This is a genomic window from Caballeronia sp. SL1002, assembly GCF_057814995.1.
In genome coordinates, this window is the sequence record NZ_JBYMUW010000003.1 from 147,852 (window position 1) to 163,012 (window position 15,161).

Annotated in this window: 11 protein-coding genes and 1 pseudogene; 7 read left to right on the forward strand and 5 right to left on the reverse strand. The window is 59.9% G+C overall.

All coding sequences use genetic code 11. From position 1 onward, the window contains the following. The first annotated feature begins 37 nt into the window (after positions 1 to 37). On the forward strand, positions 38 to 1,270 hold the full coding sequence (locus tag AC3D25_RS18145; RefSeq protein WP_488889855.1) for an ArgE/DapE family deacylase: 1,233 nt from the start codon (positions 38 to 40) through the stop codon (positions 1,268 to 1,270). A gap of 315 nt (positions 1,271 to 1,585) precedes the next feature. Here the strand turns inward: AC3D25_RS18145 and AC3D25_RS18150 are convergent, their stop codons facing one another. After that, positions 1,586 to 2,890 carry an SGNH/GDSL hydrolase family protein gene (locus tag AC3D25_RS18150; protein ID WP_488889856.1) on the reverse strand — a complete coding sequence of 435 codons (1,305 nt, stop codon included), beginning with the start codon at positions 2,888 to 2,890 and terminating at the stop codon, positions 1,586 to 1,588. Positions 2,891 to 3,954: 1,064 nt separating this feature from the next. Further along, the gene (locus tag AC3D25_RS18155; RefSeq protein WP_488889857.1) at positions 3,955 to 5,370 is read right to left on the reverse strand and encodes an MFS transporter; all 1,416 of its coding nucleotides are present in this window, start codon (positions 5,368 to 5,370) and stop codon (positions 3,955 to 3,957) included. Between the two features lie 100 nt (positions 5,371 to 5,470). Here AC3D25_RS18155 and AC3D25_RS18160 point away from each other — a divergent pair, with 100 nt between their 5' ends. Then, complete coding sequence (locus tag AC3D25_RS18160; RefSeq protein WP_488889858.1) at positions 5,471 to 6,343, forward strand: LysR family transcriptional regulator; 873 nt, start codon at positions 5,471 to 5,473, stop codon at positions 6,341 to 6,343. 447 nt (positions 6,344 to 6,790) lie between these two features. Here AC3D25_RS18160 and AC3D25_RS18165 read toward each other — a convergent pair whose 3' ends face one another. After that, on the reverse strand, positions 6,791 to 7,693 hold the full coding sequence (locus tag AC3D25_RS18165; protein ID WP_488889859.1) for a LysR family transcriptional regulator: 903 nt from the start codon (positions 7,691 to 7,693) through the stop codon (positions 6,791 to 6,793). 99 nt (positions 7,694 to 7,792) lie between these two features. Between AC3D25_RS18165 and AC3D25_RS18170 the strand changes: the two genes are divergently transcribed. Genes AC3D25_RS18170 through AC3D25_RS18180 form a run of 3 tightly spaced genes read left to right on the forward strand, consistent with a single transcriptional unit; the run spans position 7,793 to position 10,818 of the window. Beyond that, on the forward strand, positions 7,793 to 9,097 hold the full coding sequence (locus tag AC3D25_RS18170; protein ID WP_488889860.1) for a CitMHS family transporter: 1,305 nt from the start codon (positions 7,793 to 7,795) through the stop codon (positions 9,095 to 9,097). Between the two features lie 25 nt (positions 9,098 to 9,122). Continuing rightward, positions 9,123 to 10,481: an acyclic terpene utilization AtuA family protein gene (locus tag AC3D25_RS18175; RefSeq protein ID WP_488889861.1), complete on the forward strand. Its 1,359-nt coding sequence runs from the start codon at positions 9,123 to 9,125 to the stop codon at positions 10,479 to 10,481. Position 10,482: 1 nt separating this feature from the next. Continuing rightward, positions 10,483 to 10,818, forward strand: a complete 336-nt coding sequence (locus AC3D25_RS18180) for an AtuA-related protein (RefSeq protein ID WP_488889862.1) — start codon at positions 10,483 to 10,485, stop codon at positions 10,816 to 10,818. Positions 10,819 to 11,131: 313 nt separating this feature from the next. Here AC3D25_RS18180 and AC3D25_RS18185 read toward each other — a convergent pair whose 3' ends face one another. Then, positions 11,132 to 11,926 carry an SDR family NAD(P)-dependent oxidoreductase gene (locus AC3D25_RS18185; protein WP_488889863.1) on the reverse strand — a complete coding sequence of 265 codons (795 nt, stop codon included), beginning with the start codon at positions 11,924 to 11,926 and terminating at the stop codon, positions 11,132 to 11,134. Positions 11,927 to 12,288: 362 nt separating this feature from the next. Beyond that, positions 12,289 to 12,834 (reverse strand): annotated as a pseudogene (locus AC3D25_RS18190) (tyrosine-type recombinase/integrase); the annotation flags it as partial. Positions 12,835 to 13,540: 706 nt separating this feature from the next. Here AC3D25_RS18190 and AC3D25_RS18195 point away from each other — a divergent pair. Together AC3D25_RS18195 and AC3D25_RS18200 are read left to right on the forward strand one after the other, a co-directional pair. Next, positions 13,541 to 14,533 (forward strand): TRAP transporter substrate-binding protein, encoded by a 993-nt coding sequence (locus tag AC3D25_RS18195; RefSeq protein WP_488889864.1) that lies wholly within the window; start codon positions 13,541 to 13,543, stop codon positions 14,531 to 14,533. Between the two features lie 142 nt (positions 14,534 to 14,675). Beyond that, positions 14,676 to 15,155: a TRAP transporter small permease gene (locus AC3D25_RS18200; RefSeq protein WP_488889865.1), complete on the forward strand. Its 480-nt coding sequence runs from the start codon at positions 14,676 to 14,678 to the stop codon at positions 15,153 to 15,155. The last annotated feature ends 6 nt before the right edge of the window (positions 15,156 to 15,161 follow it).

Here is a 15,161-nt window from a genome sequence, read left to right on the forward strand (position 1 = left end):
GCGATTTCACATTTATAACAATTGCAGGCTTTCTGACATGACCCAGAACATTTCACCCACGACGCTCTTCGATGCAGTCGATCGGCGCTTCGATGCCGAAGTCGAGTTTCTCGCGGCCCTCGTGCGGAAACCGTCGGACAATCCGCCCGGCGATTGCAGCGATCACGCGGAAATGACGGCGCGCGCGCTCGAAGCGCTCGGCTTTACGGTCGAGCGGCATGTCGTACCCGCGCACGACGTGGCCGCCGCAGGCATGATCAGCGCGACCAATCTGGTGATCCGGCATCGCTTCGGCGATGGACCGGTCATCGCGCTCAACGCGCATGGCGATGTCGTGCCGCCGGGCGACGGCTGGTCGGCGGATCCGTATGGCGCGGAAATCCGCGATGGCTGGATGTTCGGACGCGGCGCGGCGGTGTCGAAATCCGATTTCGCGACCTATGCGTTTGCGCTGAAAGCGCTGATCGACAGCCAGGCGCCGCTCGCCGGCACGGTCGAATTGCACCTGACCTACGACGAGGAAAGCGGTGGTCTGATCGGACCGGCGTGGTTGCTCAAGCAAGGCATCGTGAAGCCGGATTACGCGATTTGCGCGGGCTTTTCGTATTCGATCACCACGGCTCACAACGGTGCGATTCATCTTGAAGTGACCGTGCGCGGTAAGTCCGCGCACGCGGCGCGGCCGGACACGGGTCACGATGCGCTCGAAGCGGCGACCGACGTGCTCAATGCGTTGTACGGCCATCGCGAGGCGCTGCGCCAGATTCGCTCGGCGACGCCCGGCATCGATCACCCGACGCTCGTCGTGGGGCTGATCGAAGGCGGGATCAATACGAATGTCGTGCCCGACAAGGTGGCGCTGCGGCTCGACCGTCGCGTGGTGCCGGAGGAAGATCCGCAGACTGTGTTGGCGCAACTGAAGGCGCTGATCGTGGCGTCGGTCAAGGACTTGCCGGGGATCAACGTCGATGTGCGCGAGGTGCTGGTGACGTCGCCGTTGCGCGCGATAGAAGGTGCGGAGCGTTTGTCGTCGGCGTTGCAGCGCGCGGCCAAGGTGACTTTGCAGCAGGACATTCCGACCGAAGGCGTGCCGCTCTATACCGATGCCCGGCTCTATTGCGAGGCGGGCGTGCCGACCGTGATCTACGGCGCCGGGCCGCGCACGCTGCTCGAGGCCAACGGACATCGCGCGGACGAACGCGTTGCGCTGGAGGATCTGCGCATCGCGACCAAGACCGTCGCGCTGGCGCTGAGCGATCTGCTCGGCTAGCTGTAGGTACCTTCGCTTAGCCGGTCCAGCACGTACCGGCGGAGGTTTTGCAGATGCGCGCGGACGGTGGCGCGAGACGCTTCGGCGTCGTCCGCCAGATACGCTTCGAGGATCGCGAGAGGTTCCGCGCTCCGCCCCACCAACATTGAAATTGTCCGCAACCGTTTTCGGGTTTGAAGCCGACAGATGGACGGACGGCTACTGACAGCTATCGAGCGTAAATGCCGTCGCCGATACAAGAAGTTTGTCATCGAACAGACAAAGGCCGCGCATTTCGCGCGGCCTTTTCGTCATTGAACGCGATGCGGCGCCAGATCAACGCCCGTCGTTGTCCCTGTCCCACGAGCGCAAGATCGGCAGGTCGATTGCATTGGCCATCGCAACATACCCTGCGTCGTTCGGATGGAGATGATCGCCGCTATCGTACTGGGTCTGCAGCGACGTCGGATGCGCGGGATCGCGAACCACGGCATCGAAATCGACGATGGCATCGAATTCGCGGCTACTGCGAATCCAGTTATTGACCGCCTGCCGCACGGATTCCTTTTGAGCCGTGTAGTACCCTTCGTTCGGTGTGCCCTGCAGCGCATTGCGGAACGGCGTGAGGGTGCCGCCCATGATACGAATACCGCGCAGATGCGTTCGCGCAATGATCTGCTTGTAGCCATCGATGATGTCCTCCGCGGTGGCCGCCGGCGCCGATGGATCGAGCGCCGTGCCCGGCCAGCCGATATCGTTGATGCCTTCCAGCATGATCACCCACTTCACCCCTTGCTGGCTCAGCACGTCGCGGTCATAGCGTGCGAGCGCGCTGACGCCCGCACCATCGCTCAGCACGCGATTTCCGCTGATTGCTTCGTTGAGTATGGCCGTGCCGTGGCGCGACCGCCCGGTGTTGAGCCGCTGTGAGAGATTGTCCGGCCAGCGGTGATTGGCATCGACGGTCGATGCGTAGCCGTCCGTGATGGAATCGCCGAACGCGACGATGGCGTCCGTATGCCCCCGCGTATCCACGAGCACGCCCGACAGATAGAAGCGGTTCGTGTAAGCCTTGGGCGAGGGCTGGTCGGGCGCGGCGGTGTTGTCGCCGCTCGATACGTAGGCGTTCTGCACCGCAAGCTGGTGTACGGTTTCGAGCTTGGTCGCCTGTGGGAGGAATAGGCTGATTGCGAGATTGGCGAACGGCCCCACGGTGATATCCAGAGGGTCACTGAGTATTGGCGCCCCCGCGTATAGCGTGACCGAAGTCTTGCCCCCGAAGGTCAGCGTCCTGTCTGTGTTCGGATAAATTTTCGTCCCACCGGCCGATACCGCGATGTGCACGGGACCCACTGTCACCGGTGACTGACCGAATTCATTCGTGAGCCGCACGCGCACCTGGTTTCCGCCGACGCTTGTATGCACGATCTGCCGGATGGTCGTCGCGGCGCTGAAGCTCTGTGGCGTCGTGATGTTGTTGTTGCGGTCGGCGCTTGCGGTCCATGTCGACAGCCAGCCGCCGCTGGGATCGCGATCTCCTCGGTCGTACGCGAACGAAGTGGACGCAGCCAGCATCGTCACTATCGCGAATAGCGGCGCGACGGCGCAAGCAAGCAGCTTCGGAAGTGAACGGTCTCGCATTCTTGCTCTCCAGACTCGTCGTTGGTCGCGCCGGGAATCGGTCGGACACCGAATGAAAATATGGTGGATGCGGTTATATACGCAAAGATCGTATACCCTATGATTACTCAACAAACATGGGGCGGTAAGTCTGTCCGCGCAGACCTATCCGATCCATTCGTGCGAGCAAATCCACGCCCACGCGCCGGAGAAACCGCGCACTGAATTTCGCTTTCGTCTAACATTCGCGGGAGTGGTGCGCATGGGTTCGCGCTGTTCGGGGGCAACGTCGAACTAGGGCCTTCAACAGTCGCTTGCCACTTAACGTACCTCGGCCATGATGCATCAATTGGTCAGTTGCTGTTGGCGGGCTGTCAAGAGGCTAATTGGCTTACCTAAACGCGTTGATTCGGAGGGGCGGATACCGACTTCCAAGGCTAACGAGTGATTCCTGAGCCGAGGGCGCACTCGTCGCGACCGATCCAAGAAAGGGTTAGTGTTCGATCACCCGCAGGTCTCCGCCTGAGCATGTTGCCTTAGCGCTTGGGTGAACGAGAGCGGCGAAAAACGGTCGCTCCGTCACGAAAAGCGAATGTGGGTATGACCGCACGATGCTGCTAGCCGCCCTTAAAGCTCGACCGTGCGACGCTCGGGAGTGATCGGCATGAGTCGATCGACATTGGGCGATACCCAGTTACGAAGTGTCATTCATCCGAGGCCGAACTAGGACATTCCGACGGCCTCTCCGTTCAGCAAGCGGCCGTTCAAAGTTATGACCCACCTTCTCATGCCGGTTCTGCGTTCGATTCGCTCGCATAAACCTTCCAGGCAATCGGCTCTCTCACGGGGCAGCGGCTTTTAAATATCGAACACGTAGAGTTTGGTTACCGGTCGAGAAAAGGCCAGCAAGACATCGGGCAGGAAATCGATGTCTGTCGCTGTTACGGCGAGGTGAATAACGTCCGCAATTGCAGCGATTGGCTGGGAAACGCCGCATCTTCGTGGCGCTCGTCCCAATCCGATGACTACGGCAAGCGGCTGGTTCCGCGAGCGTGGCTACGTGCGTGGTGCGCGCCTGAAGCGAACTATTTTTGCGCTGGGCCCATCGCAGCAATCCTTCTCGACGCCTCGGTGCCCGGGCCGTGACGTTTAATCCCGTACAGGCACATCACGCTGCCGCATAGCAGGAGCGTCGTGGCGGTCATGATGGAAAGATGCATACCCTGCATAAATGCATCAGGACGGGTATCGCGTACAAAAAACCCGAATACCGCCACCCCGAGCATGCCGCCGACCTGTCTCGCAGAGTTGAGAATTCCCGACGCGATGCCAGAGCGGGAGGCATCTACGGATGACAGTGTGACGTTTGTCATGGTTGGCACCATGACGGCAATGCCGCTTGCGGCAATCAGCATTGGCACGACCAGCATCCAGTACGAGCCGTTTATGCTGACCGGCAGGAGAAGCAGATAACCCGACGCGGCAATCACCATGCCGGCAATCATGAGTTTCTTCGCGCCTATCCGGTTGAGCAGACGGCCTGCCAGGATGTTCACGCCCATTAGAACAACGGTCATGGGCAAAAACGCGAGGCCGGTCCGTTGAGCTGATAGGTTCTGTTCTATTTGAAAGTAGAGACTGAAGACAAAAATCAAACCGTAGTAAGCAAAGTTCACGATCACGCCAGCGACTGACGCCACAGAGAACGTAGCCGTTCGAAACAGCGACAAGGGAAGCATCGGCTCCGTGCTTCGTGATTCTATCCAGAGAAAAACCAGGGTGGCAACGACCGCAAGCAGCAGCGCACCATAGACCAAAGGGTGACGCCATCCGAGCCGGGCGGCTTCTGCAAGGCACGCGGTCAATGCTACCAACGCGACAATAGCGGCCAGTTGGCCCGGAAGGTCGATGCTGCGACTATGCCTGGATACGGCGACTGCAGCGTGGCGGAGAGTCAGGGCCACGCCCGCGACGCCGATCGGCAAGTTAATCAGGAAAATGCTGCGCCAACCCACGTGTGTTACCAGGAGGCCGCCCACAACCGGTCCAGCGGCAAGCGCAATTCCTCCTGCCGCGCCCCACCAGCCCACCGCGCGGCTTCTTTGCTGCGTATCCGGAAACGCCTGCCGCAACATGGCGAGTGAATTGGGCACCAGCAGCGCCGCGCCAATGCCTTGCACGACGCGAGCGGCGAGAAGAAAGGGTAATGAGTCGGCAATTCCGCACCCAATCGATGCCAGCGTAAAGACTACAAATCCAATAGTAAAGATTCGCTTTGCGCCGAAGCGGTCGCCTGCAGCGCCCGTCGTGAGGAGCAACGACGCGAACGCGAGCGTGTACGCATTGACAACCCATTGCAGGCCGGTCATGTCGGTGGCGAAGCGGACTCGCAAGGCATCGAGCGCAACGTTGACAACGCTGACATCGAGCAAAACGACGACGAAGCCTAGTCCTGCGGCGGCGAGAGTTCCGCGTTGATCGCGGCTCATGAGCATGTTCATGTGGAATAAACCGTATCGGCTGAGTAGCTCCGATGTTAGGGATATTGGCTTTGTGCGAATATTCCGCATAAGCGCACACCATCCTTGAGGAAATGCACAGATGTTGGATTGGGAAAACGTTCGCCATTTTCTGGCCGTCGCACGCATCGGCACGTTGTCCGGCGCCGCCCGCAGTCTGAAAGTCGATCACGCGACGGTGAGCCGACGCTTAAGCGCGCTGGAGGACGAAATCAAGACGCAGTTGATCGAACGTCTTCCCAGGGCTTGCAAGCTCACGCCGATTGGCCTGCGTGTGTTCGAACTAGCGCAGGGAATGGAAGAAGACGCGTACGCGATTGAACGTTTTCTGGATGCCAGCCGGTCTTCGCTGAGCGGTAAGGTCTCGCTGAGCGCGCCGCCGGTGCTAGTGGCCAATTTTCTGGCGAAGCATCTCGCGGACTTCAGGCGCGAACATCCCGGCGTGCAGCTGTCCGTTTCGGCCGAAGCGCGGCAGATTTCCCTCAGTCGAAGGGAGGCGGATGTCGCTCTCAGACTCGTTCGGCCTGAGGAAGGGACCAGCGTCGCGCGCAAGCTAGGGCGTATGTCGTTCGACCTATACGCCAGCCGCGACTATCCGCACCTGCACAATCCCTCCGCTTGGGAGTTCATCGCGTACGATGCCGGGTTCGCGGACATGCCACAGCAAAAGTGGTTGCTGAGCGTTGCAAGGGGTAGACCGATCGCTTGCGAAATCAACGATATCAACGGTCATCTGGCAGCGACTCGGGCAGGTGCTGGCGTGGCTGGCCTGCCAGACTTTCTGGCAGATATCGATGCGAAGCTGCAACGGGTCGCATACGACGGCGAGCCGTTTTCGCGAGATATTTGGCTGGCCGTCCATCGGGACCTCCGCCGGTCGCCACACGTACGGGCGGTCATGGATTTCTTGCTGAGGATCGTGAGAGAGAATCCCGCTTTCACGATAAGTGGTTAGGAAGCAAAGGCACGCGTCCCCGCTTGCGCTCGATGAAACAGGCAGCCGGCCATGGCAAATAGTTTCGGCCGAAGCGATCTGGTGCATGCCGCTGAAAGGCTGATCTCGCGCGAAAAGTGGCTCGTCAGCGTCATTGGCCGAGGATCCGGACGATGCTGCAGATGTCGTCCGACGTTCGAGGATCGTTGACCGCCAGGTCCCTTCGATAGGACTTGACGACGCGCTTGAAATGGCGGAGCAAACCGAAGTTGCGCGCCTGGCCGGCGAGCGGTCACTTGCCTTAGCAACAGGCGACAGTCCATTGCGTGATCGAATGGCGGAATGTCCGACCGAAGCAGCCGTTAACAGCATCAGATCTGCAAAGAGAACCGCTCTCTAGTGTAAAAATCGACGTAATTTTCCTCACGTCGCGCCCATACGTTTTCCGACGGTAGAAAGCACGCGTCTCTATAGCGACGAACGCTCGCCGAGGTTTTCAATCAACGTTGCAACGAACGTTTCGGTGACCGGAGGCAATGTCCGTCCGCGCAACTTGATCAAACCGATTGGGCGGAGAAACGCATGATCGTCGACAGAGCGCACAAGCAGTTCCGGCTCCGCGCGTACCTCCCGTGCCGATGCGGGCAAGATCGTCACGCCGAGTCCTGCACGCACCATCGCGACCGCCGTCATCATGTAGGTCGGTTCGCATGCAATCTCTGGCGTGCAACCGGCGTTGGCGAACGCATTATCGACAACCGCCCGCACGCTCGTGCCCGGAGCCGTCAAGACGAGCGGCACGTTTCCGAGGTCAGCGAGCGTGATGCGCTTGCGTTCCGCAAGCGCATGCCATTCCGGTAAAACAGCGACAAGACGATCAACACCGGCGTACAAAATCTCGAACGCCGTGTCGGTGATTTCACCACCCGTAAGGCCGATGTCCACTTCCCCGTTACGCACCAGTGTGTTCACCATGCTCGCGACGACGTCGCGCACATAAAACCCGGCGCGCGGCACGACGCTCCGTACCTGTTGTACGAGCTCCGGTAGCACGCTGGCGGCGAAAGTCGGCAGACATGCGATCCGCACCACGCCGCTCGACCCGTCGCCGAGCGCACGCGCGTCGATCAGCACATGCTCCATGTCATGCAGTGACTTCTGCAGCAATGGCAGCAGTTCGCGGCCGGCGGGCGTCAGCGCAACGTTACGGCTGTTGCGATCGAAAAGCCGTACGACGACCGTCTCTTCTAATCGGCGGATCTGCACGGTCAGCGCCGGTTGCGACAGGTGCAGCCGGGCAGCGGCTCGCGTGAAGCTGCCTGTCTGCGCAACGGCGATGAAAGCGCGAATATCCCGGAGATTCAGATCCATGACGTTTCGTAATTGCTGCGATCAAATCATTTCAATTGTTTTATTACAGCATCGAACTTACGCTGGGCCTCACTAAAACACAACATTGGAGACCAGGACATGCTGCCACTACTGGGGCTGGCGACCATCGCCGTGTTGCTAGGCGCGATCCTGTCGAAACGGATGTCGCCGCTCGTGGCGCTCATCATTGTGCCGATTGCGGCGTCGCTGATCGGTGGATTCGGATTTCAGACGAGCAAGTTCGTGATCGACGGGCTCAAAAGCCTGGCGCCGGTTGTCGGGATGTTTGTGTTCGCGATTCTCTACTTCGGCACGATCACGGATGCGGGCACGCTCGACCCCATCATCGACCGTATCCTCCGTGCGGTCGGCGTACGGCCCACGCGGATCGTATTGGGCACGACACTGCTCGCCTTGCTGATTCATCTCGACGGCTCCGGCGCCGTCTGCTTTCTGGTCACTATTCCGGCCATGCTTCCGCTCTACGACCGGCTGAAGATGGACCGGCGGGTCCTCGCAGCGGCCGTTTCGATGGCCGCCGGCATCAACTTTCTTCCGTGGACGGGGCCAATGATCCGCGCGTCGGCGTCGCTGCATCTGCCGATTTCGGCGCTGTTCAATCCGCTTATCCCGGTGCAGATCATTGGCTTTGTGTTCGTGTTCGGCGTGGCGTTCTGGCTCGGACGGCGTGAGGAAAAGCGGCTCGGTTTGACTGCCGCGCGTGGGTCAGTACCCATGCCCAAACGCGAGTTGACGCCCGAGGAGCAAGCATTGCGACGCCCGCAAAATTTTTGGTTCAATATCTTGCTGACGCTAGTAGTGCTCGGCACGATGGTCGTAATGGGCGAGAAAATTCCGCCAGCCATCATGTTCATGGTCGGGCTGAGCGTCGCTTTGATGGTGAACTACCCGAGCGTCGACATGCAGCGCAAGCGAATCGACGCTCACGCACGCGCTGCGTTGATGATGGCCGGTATCCTGCTCGCGGCCGGCGTGTTCACTGGCGTGATGCAAGGCAGTGGGATGCTGAAAGCGATGGCGGAGGTGGCGGTCGGCTTCGTGCCGCCTGCGATGGCGAGCCACATCCCTTTCGCGCTCGGGCTGGTGTCTATGCCGCTCAGCATGGTGTTCGATCCTGACTCGTTCTATTTCGGCGTGCTGCCGGTGATCGCCGAAGTGGCGGGCCGGCTAGGTGTGCCAGCGGTGCAGGTCGGGCAGGCCGCACTGCTCGGGCAGATGACCACCGGCTTTCCGGTCAGCCCACTCACGCCGGCGACTTTCCTCGTGGTCGGCCTGTGCGGCATCGATCTGGCCGATCACCAGAAATTCACGTTCCCCTTGCTATTCGGCGCTTCGATCGTCATGACGATCGCGTGCGTTGCACTTGGCATTTTCTCTCTTTGAGCTTTACTGAACGGGTGCGATCAACATGACTGCCACGCAAGATTGCCGCCGGGTTCGGATCGGCGCGGGCGCCGGTTATTCCGGCGACCGTATCGAACCGGCTGTTCAACTCGCTGAAGAGGGCGCGCTCGATTATCTCGTCTTCGAATGTCTTGCTGAACGAACGATTGCTATCGCGCAGCAGGCGCGGCGCAAGGATCCGAAACTGGGCTACGACCCGTTGCTTGAAGCGCGGATGAACGCAGTACTGCCGGCGGCGATGCGTAACGGTGTGCGGATCGTCTCGAACATGGGCGCGGCCAATCCGCTCGCAGCTGCGCAAAAGACCGCGCAGATTGCACGGGAGCTCGGCCTGGGGGACGTAAAGATCGCGGCCGTCACGGGCGATGACGTTCTCGACGTCGTGCTGCAGGGCGACTTCCGCTTCGAAGAATCGGGCGACAGCGTGGCATCGTACAAGGACCGCATCGTGTCGGCGAACGCTTATCTGGGGGCGTCTGCCATTGCCGATGCGCTCGCGATGGGTGCGCAGATCGTGTTGACCGGTCGCGTCGCCGATCCATCGCTCTTCACTGCGCCGTTGATCCATGCTTTCGGCTGGAGCATGGACGACTGGAATACGCTAGGACAGGCGACCGTCGTCGGGCATCTGCTGGAATGCGCGGGGCAAGTCACGGGCGGTTACTTCGCCGATCCGGGTTTCAAGGACGTTCCGAATCTCGCGCGTCTGGGCTTTCCGATTGGAGAGGTCGCCGCCGACGGTTCCGTTGTCATCACCAAGGTGCCGCAAGCAGGCGGGCGCGTGACTGAAGGGACATGCAAGGAACAGTTGCTGTACGAGATCCACGATCCGCAGCGTTATCTGCAACCAGATGTCGTCGCAGACTTCTCGCAGGTATGCGTGACAGAAGACTCGCCCGATCGGGTGCGCGTCACAGGTGGATGCGGTACGCCCCGCACCGCCACACTCAAGGTATCGGTTGCCTACGTCGACGGATTCATCGGCGAAGGGCAGATTTCGTACGGCGGCCCGGGCGCGGTCGCGCGGGCTCGGCTCGCACTCGATATCGTTCGTGAACGACTGGCGTTGACCGGCGTGCAGACGAGCGAATTGCGCTTCGACCTGATCGGCGTGAACGCGTTGCACGGCGAAACAGCGGGGGCGCGCGGTGCAGAGCCATACGAAGTGCGCGCCCGCGTCACGGGGCGCACGGCGTCGGCGGCGCAGGCCGTGCTGATCGGCAACGAGGTCGAGACTCTTTACACGAACGGGCCGGCGGGCGGCGGCGGGGTTACGAAGTCGACGCGCGAGGTACTCGCGGTGCAGTCGATGCTGTTGCCGCGCGAGCACGCGAATCCGGCATTCTCATTTGTAGGCGCCTGACATGAAACTTCGTGAAATTGCACATTCGCGCACCGGCGATAAAGGCAATACGTTGAACATATCCGTTATCTGCCATGACGCACGGCACTACGATCATCTGCGTATCGTGTTGACTGCCGAGCGCGTCAAATCGTTTTTGGGAGATGTCGTGCTCGGGGATGTGGTCCGCTATGAGTTGCCACGTCTCGCCGCGTTCAATTTCGTGCTCGGCAACGCACTCGGTGGCGGAGTAACACGCTCACTGGCGCTCGACGCGCATGGCAAATCCTTGAGTTCCGCGTTGATGGATTTGGAGATTGCGGAGCTGACGTCGGTTGATCACGCGCCCCAACCGTAGGCTTCGTTGAAACGACCGTGCGGTTTTGCCTGGACAGCGGACGTTCATCCGCTGAGGCAGGGTGGCGGCAACGAGTCGAGCACGGAAGTTCGGGTCGGGGTCGCATCCGTTAGGCGCGCCTGTATCGACGCCTTGGGCATGCGCCATCATCGGTCAGTCGATGTTACGAGTGACATCGTGGACATTTGCGCGAGGTCGCGAATGCGCTTCCGCCATCGGCCAACCCTTCCTCGGAAGTTGCCACGCCACTACAACCGCTCGTCGCTCGTCGCTCGTCGATGGGCCAAAGCGCCGGGGGTGAGAATCGGCCTTATTACGACCAGCCACCCGTCACCATGACATCCTCCGACGTGATCATGCGGCTGTCGTCGGCCGCGAGGAAGAGCGCCATGCGCGCGAGATCGCCGGGCTCCATTTCCTCGTCGATGCACTGGCCGCGTCGTATCTCTTCGCGGCCTTCTTCGGTGAGCCACAGGTTGCGCTGCTTCTCAGTCAGCACCCAGCCCGGCACGAGCGTGTTCACGCGGACCCCGTACGCGCCGAGGTCCTTGGCGAACCCGCGCGTCAGGCCCTGTACTGCCGCCTTGCTCATTGCGTAAACCGGGAACTGGCTGCTCTTGAGCATCCAGCAATGCGAGCCCAGATTAATGATCGAGCCGGCGCGTGCGGCCTTCATATCGTCGACCACGGCCTGCGCTGCGAACAAGTGATGCCGAATGTTCACGGCAACTCCTGCATCGAACGACTCGGGCGTAACGTCGGCGAGCGCGTGGCGGCGATCGTTCGCCGCGTTGTTCACGAGCACCTCGATCGGTCCGAATGCTGCCCGCACTTCGGCGATGGCCGCATGCAACGCGGGAATGTCGGTGACGTCGCAGGCGACGAAGATCGGTTTATGGCGCGCGTTATCGAGCGATTCGGCAAGAGCTGTTCCCGCGTTCTTGTCGATGTCGAGAAAGCCCACACGTGCGCCTTGCGCGGCGAAGTGCTCGACGAACGAAGCGCCAATGCCACTCGCGCCGCCCGTAATGAGCACGACCCGGTCTACGAGGCTGGGATAGCTCGCGTAGCGTGCTTGTCCCGAAGATTTTTCGTTGGAAGTTGCCATTCCTATCCCGTGTTGATTAGTCGCTGCGACGGCGAGACCGACTATGCGCCATGGAGTTTCTCTTGTGAGCTAAACCGGTCTGGCTTCGTGACGCCCTCCCAGCTGACGCCCAATGGCGCATTGTCTACGAGAAGGTGGCGATCCGCAAAGACGTGCTCGCCGTCATGCGTTTCCTATACAACGCATTGTCCTTCCGAAAGTAGCGCTCCATGCAACTAACGATCTTGCTTCTGGCTTCCTCAATTCTGTGAAGCGAGTTGGAGGAGCCGCATCAAAAATAGTCAGCAGGGGCTTCTTCGTTCGATTAGAGCGGGCAGTCCCCATCGCCTCACGGCTCAGCTTGCCTTAGACGCATCACGAAACTAGCGCACGCGTTCGACTTCATCGCTATGCAAATAGACAAAGTGGTCGAAATCGACGCATGGCGCAAGTTGTCGCGCACGGATGTAAGCTGCGCGTCGCGCTTCAACGCGTGGGTTGCGTGCGTGTGCCGCATCCAATGCGGCCCGGCCAGACGAAGTTTAGCGGCGAACGCAGGGTTGCCGGACTCAATGAGATCGACGGTGGTCTTGAAAAAAGCGTTTCAAGATCGCCCAAAGTCGCACAGTGCCGAGGGCCTAGGCGTCATCCGCGCTCAGGCTGGACACGAGCGGTATCGCCGGCTGCCAGCGTCAGGCGAAATAGGCTGTTCTCGTTCGATCAAATACCGGTCGAGCGCGGATCGCGCAAGCGGAGGCAGGCACCACCTTGCCCGCCTGTTTTCTCTTGCCGACCAGGTGTACCCAGCGATCGCCTTGCGCATCCGTGTGGACGTCACTTAGCGTAACGCCGACCGACTCGCTCGCCCGCAGACCCGTCGCATACCCAAAATCCTGCAAGAACCGCGACCGCTGATCGGCCTCGACCGTCCGCCGCGCTGTTCATCACGTCGATCCGTCCTGGTGCGCGCATGACCGAGCACGGCGGTCGTCTGGTCGCGGTTCGTCCCGACATGACCGGTTTGCTGGAACCGAATACGCCGCCGAACTCAGCCGATTAGCACGGTTGAAAGGCGCCGGATTGTCAGGCCCCAGCGCCCTTATTTCGCCGATAAATTCATCGCTCGTCGTACAACATGATCGCAAAAAAGCTACGTTTGTTCATTCTGCTGGCAAACGGTCATGATCGTGCCGGCGGACGTTCAGTTCGGCATCGCGACTTGGCTGGTGGCTGGACAGAGAACGCCTGCTTTATATAAGCGATCGTGAAAAGCGGGGTCGATACGGGTAAGTACCGGCTATACAACGATAAGTCTGTTGCATAAAGTTTCGTACGTCATCGTACAACGTACGAGTTTGAAGGAAATGTTTTCTGCATAGTCAGTTCGCTCTGGCGGCTGGACGGGCAGAGCAGCGGGTTCGCGCGAACCGCATCGCGCGGGTATGCAGAGGCAGTCGAAGTAACGGAAGTCGTTTTTCTGACTGGCGTGCTGAGCATCTGTGCCGGGGATTAAAACAGGCCAGCACGGTCAAGTGCGGGTGATCTGCGAGGACCGCCAAGCTTGAAGCCGGAGACGCAGGAAAACCGTGTCGCATCCGCAATCGATTGGATGATCTAATTTCAAGGAATGTCACGATGAAAAAGAAGTTTGCCTCCTCCCGCGTTTCTCTGATTGTTGCAGCTTCCGTGCTGGCATTCAGCACCGTGTCCGCGAACGCGCGCACCTTCCGTTCGACGGACGTGCACGGCGACACCTTCCCGACCAATATGGCCGTGAAGCACATGGGTGAAGAGATCAGCAAGGCAACGGGTGGCAAGGATACGATAAAGGTATTCGGTAACAGCGCGCTGGGTTCCGAAAACGACACGATCGACCAGGTCCGCATCGGCGCGCTCGACATGGCGCGTGCCAACGGCGCTGCGTTCAACGAAATCGTGCCGGAATCGATGATTCCGTCGTTGCCGTTCCTGTTCCGCGACGTCGATCATTTCCGCAAGGTGATGTACGGCCCGGAAGGCCAGAAGATTCTTGACGCCTTCACGGCGAAGGGCATGATTGCGCTGACGTTCTACGAGAGCGGCGCGCGCTCCATGTACGCGAAGAAGGCAATCCACACGCCGGCAGACATGAAGGGCCTCAAGGTTCGTGTGCAGCCGTCCGAACTGATGGTCGACGAAATCAAGGCAATGGGTGGCACGCCGACGCCGATGCCGTTCGCCGAAGTCTATACGGGTCTGAAGACGGGTCTGGTGGATGGTGCTGAAAACAATCTGCCGTCGTACGACGAAACCAAGCACTACGAAGTCGCGCCGGTTTATTCTGAAACGCAACACTCGATGACGCCGGAAGTCCTGGTGTTCTCGAAGAAGGTCTGGGACACGCTGACGCCGCAAGAGCAATCCATCATCAAGAAGGCGGCAGCCAACTCGGTGCCTTATTACCAGCAGTTGTGGACCGCGCGTGAAGACGAAGCGGCCAAGCTGGTCACCAAGGGCGGTGCGACGATCGTCCCCGCTTCGAAGGTCGATCGTGCGGCGTTCGTCAAGGCCATGCAACCTGTTTGGGCGAAGTATGAAAAGACGCCGCAAATGAAGCAGATCGTCGACGAAATTCAGGCAGTCAAATAGCCGTAGCAATGCCGCACAGCCAGTGAAAACCGTGCAGATCCCATCTGCCGGTTTTTACTGGCTGCCCGGCTTCATGATCGGTGAGGTGCATGAGAATTCCTGACTAATAAGATATTAGTTTGTCGTGTGCAAGGATGGGTCAATGAGCTTCTTGAAGCGCCAGAATGATTTTATTTTCCGCGTGCTGGCGGTGCTGGCGTCGGTGAGCCTTGCCGTGCTGTGCCTGCTGGTCATCTTTAGCGTCGTGAAGCGCTATGTGTTCAACGATGCACCGGATTACGTCGAGCCTATCGCCCTGTTGCTAGTCATCCTCATCGCCATGTTCGGCGCCGCGCTCAAAGTGCGTGAGGGCGGCCACATCGGCCTCGATTCGCTCACCAAAAATTTGCCGCCGAAAGCCAAACGAGTTGCGGAGGCGTTCCAGCATCTCTGCCTGATCGCACTGGCTGTCGCCATGTTCTTCGGCTGTCTGCAGATGGCGGAAACCACGATGGGAGACAGAATTCCGATTCTGGGTCTGCCGGAGGCGCTGCGTTATTGCATTCCGATTGTCGCCAGTGTTTGCATTGCTCTGTTTTCTATCGAGCATCTGCTGACGCCTTTCGCACAGAAACATAAATAGAACAAT

Excerpts from the sequence above, each read along its gene's own strand:
- AC3D25_RS18145 (WP_488889855.1), top strand. The coding sequence starts at position 38 with ATGACCCAGAACATTTCACCCACGACGCTCTTCGATGCAGTCGATCGG.
- AC3D25_RS18150 (WP_488889856.1), bottom strand. The coding sequence starts at position 2,890 with ATGCGAGACCGTTCACTTCCGAAGCTGCTTGCTTGCGCCGTCGCGCCG.
- AC3D25_RS18155 (WP_488889857.1), bottom strand. The coding sequence starts at position 5,370 with ATGAACATGCTCATGAGCCGCGATCAACGCGGAACTCTCGCCGCCGCA.
- AC3D25_RS18160 (WP_488889858.1), top strand. The coding sequence starts at position 5,471 with ATGTTGGATTGGGAAAACGTTCGCCATTTTCTGGCCGTCGCACGCATC.
- AC3D25_RS18165 (WP_488889859.1), bottom strand. The coding sequence starts at position 7,693 with ATGGATCTGAATCTCCGGGATATTCGCGCTTTCATCGCCGTTGCGCAG.
- AC3D25_RS18170 (WP_488889860.1), top strand. The coding sequence starts at position 7,793 with ATGCTGCCACTACTGGGGCTGGCGACCATCGCCGTGTTGCTAGGCGCG.
- AC3D25_RS18175 (WP_488889861.1), top strand. The coding sequence starts at position 9,123 with ATGACTGCCACGCAAGATTGCCGCCGGGTTCGGATCGGCGCGGGCGCC.
- AC3D25_RS18180 (WP_488889862.1), top strand. The coding sequence starts at position 10,483 with ATGAAACTTCGTGAAATTGCACATTCGCGCACCGGCGATAAAGGCAAT.
- AC3D25_RS18185 (WP_488889863.1), bottom strand. The coding sequence starts at position 11,926 with ATGGCAACTTCCAACGAAAAATCTTCGGGACAAGCACGCTACGCGAGC.
- AC3D25_RS18195 (WP_488889864.1), top strand. The coding sequence starts at position 13,541 with ATGAAAAAGAAGTTTGCCTCCTCCCGCGTTTCTCTGATTGTTGCAGCT.
- AC3D25_RS18200 (WP_488889865.1), top strand. The coding sequence starts at position 14,676 with ATGAGCTTCTTGAAGCGCCAGAATGATTTTATTTTCCGCGTGCTGGCG.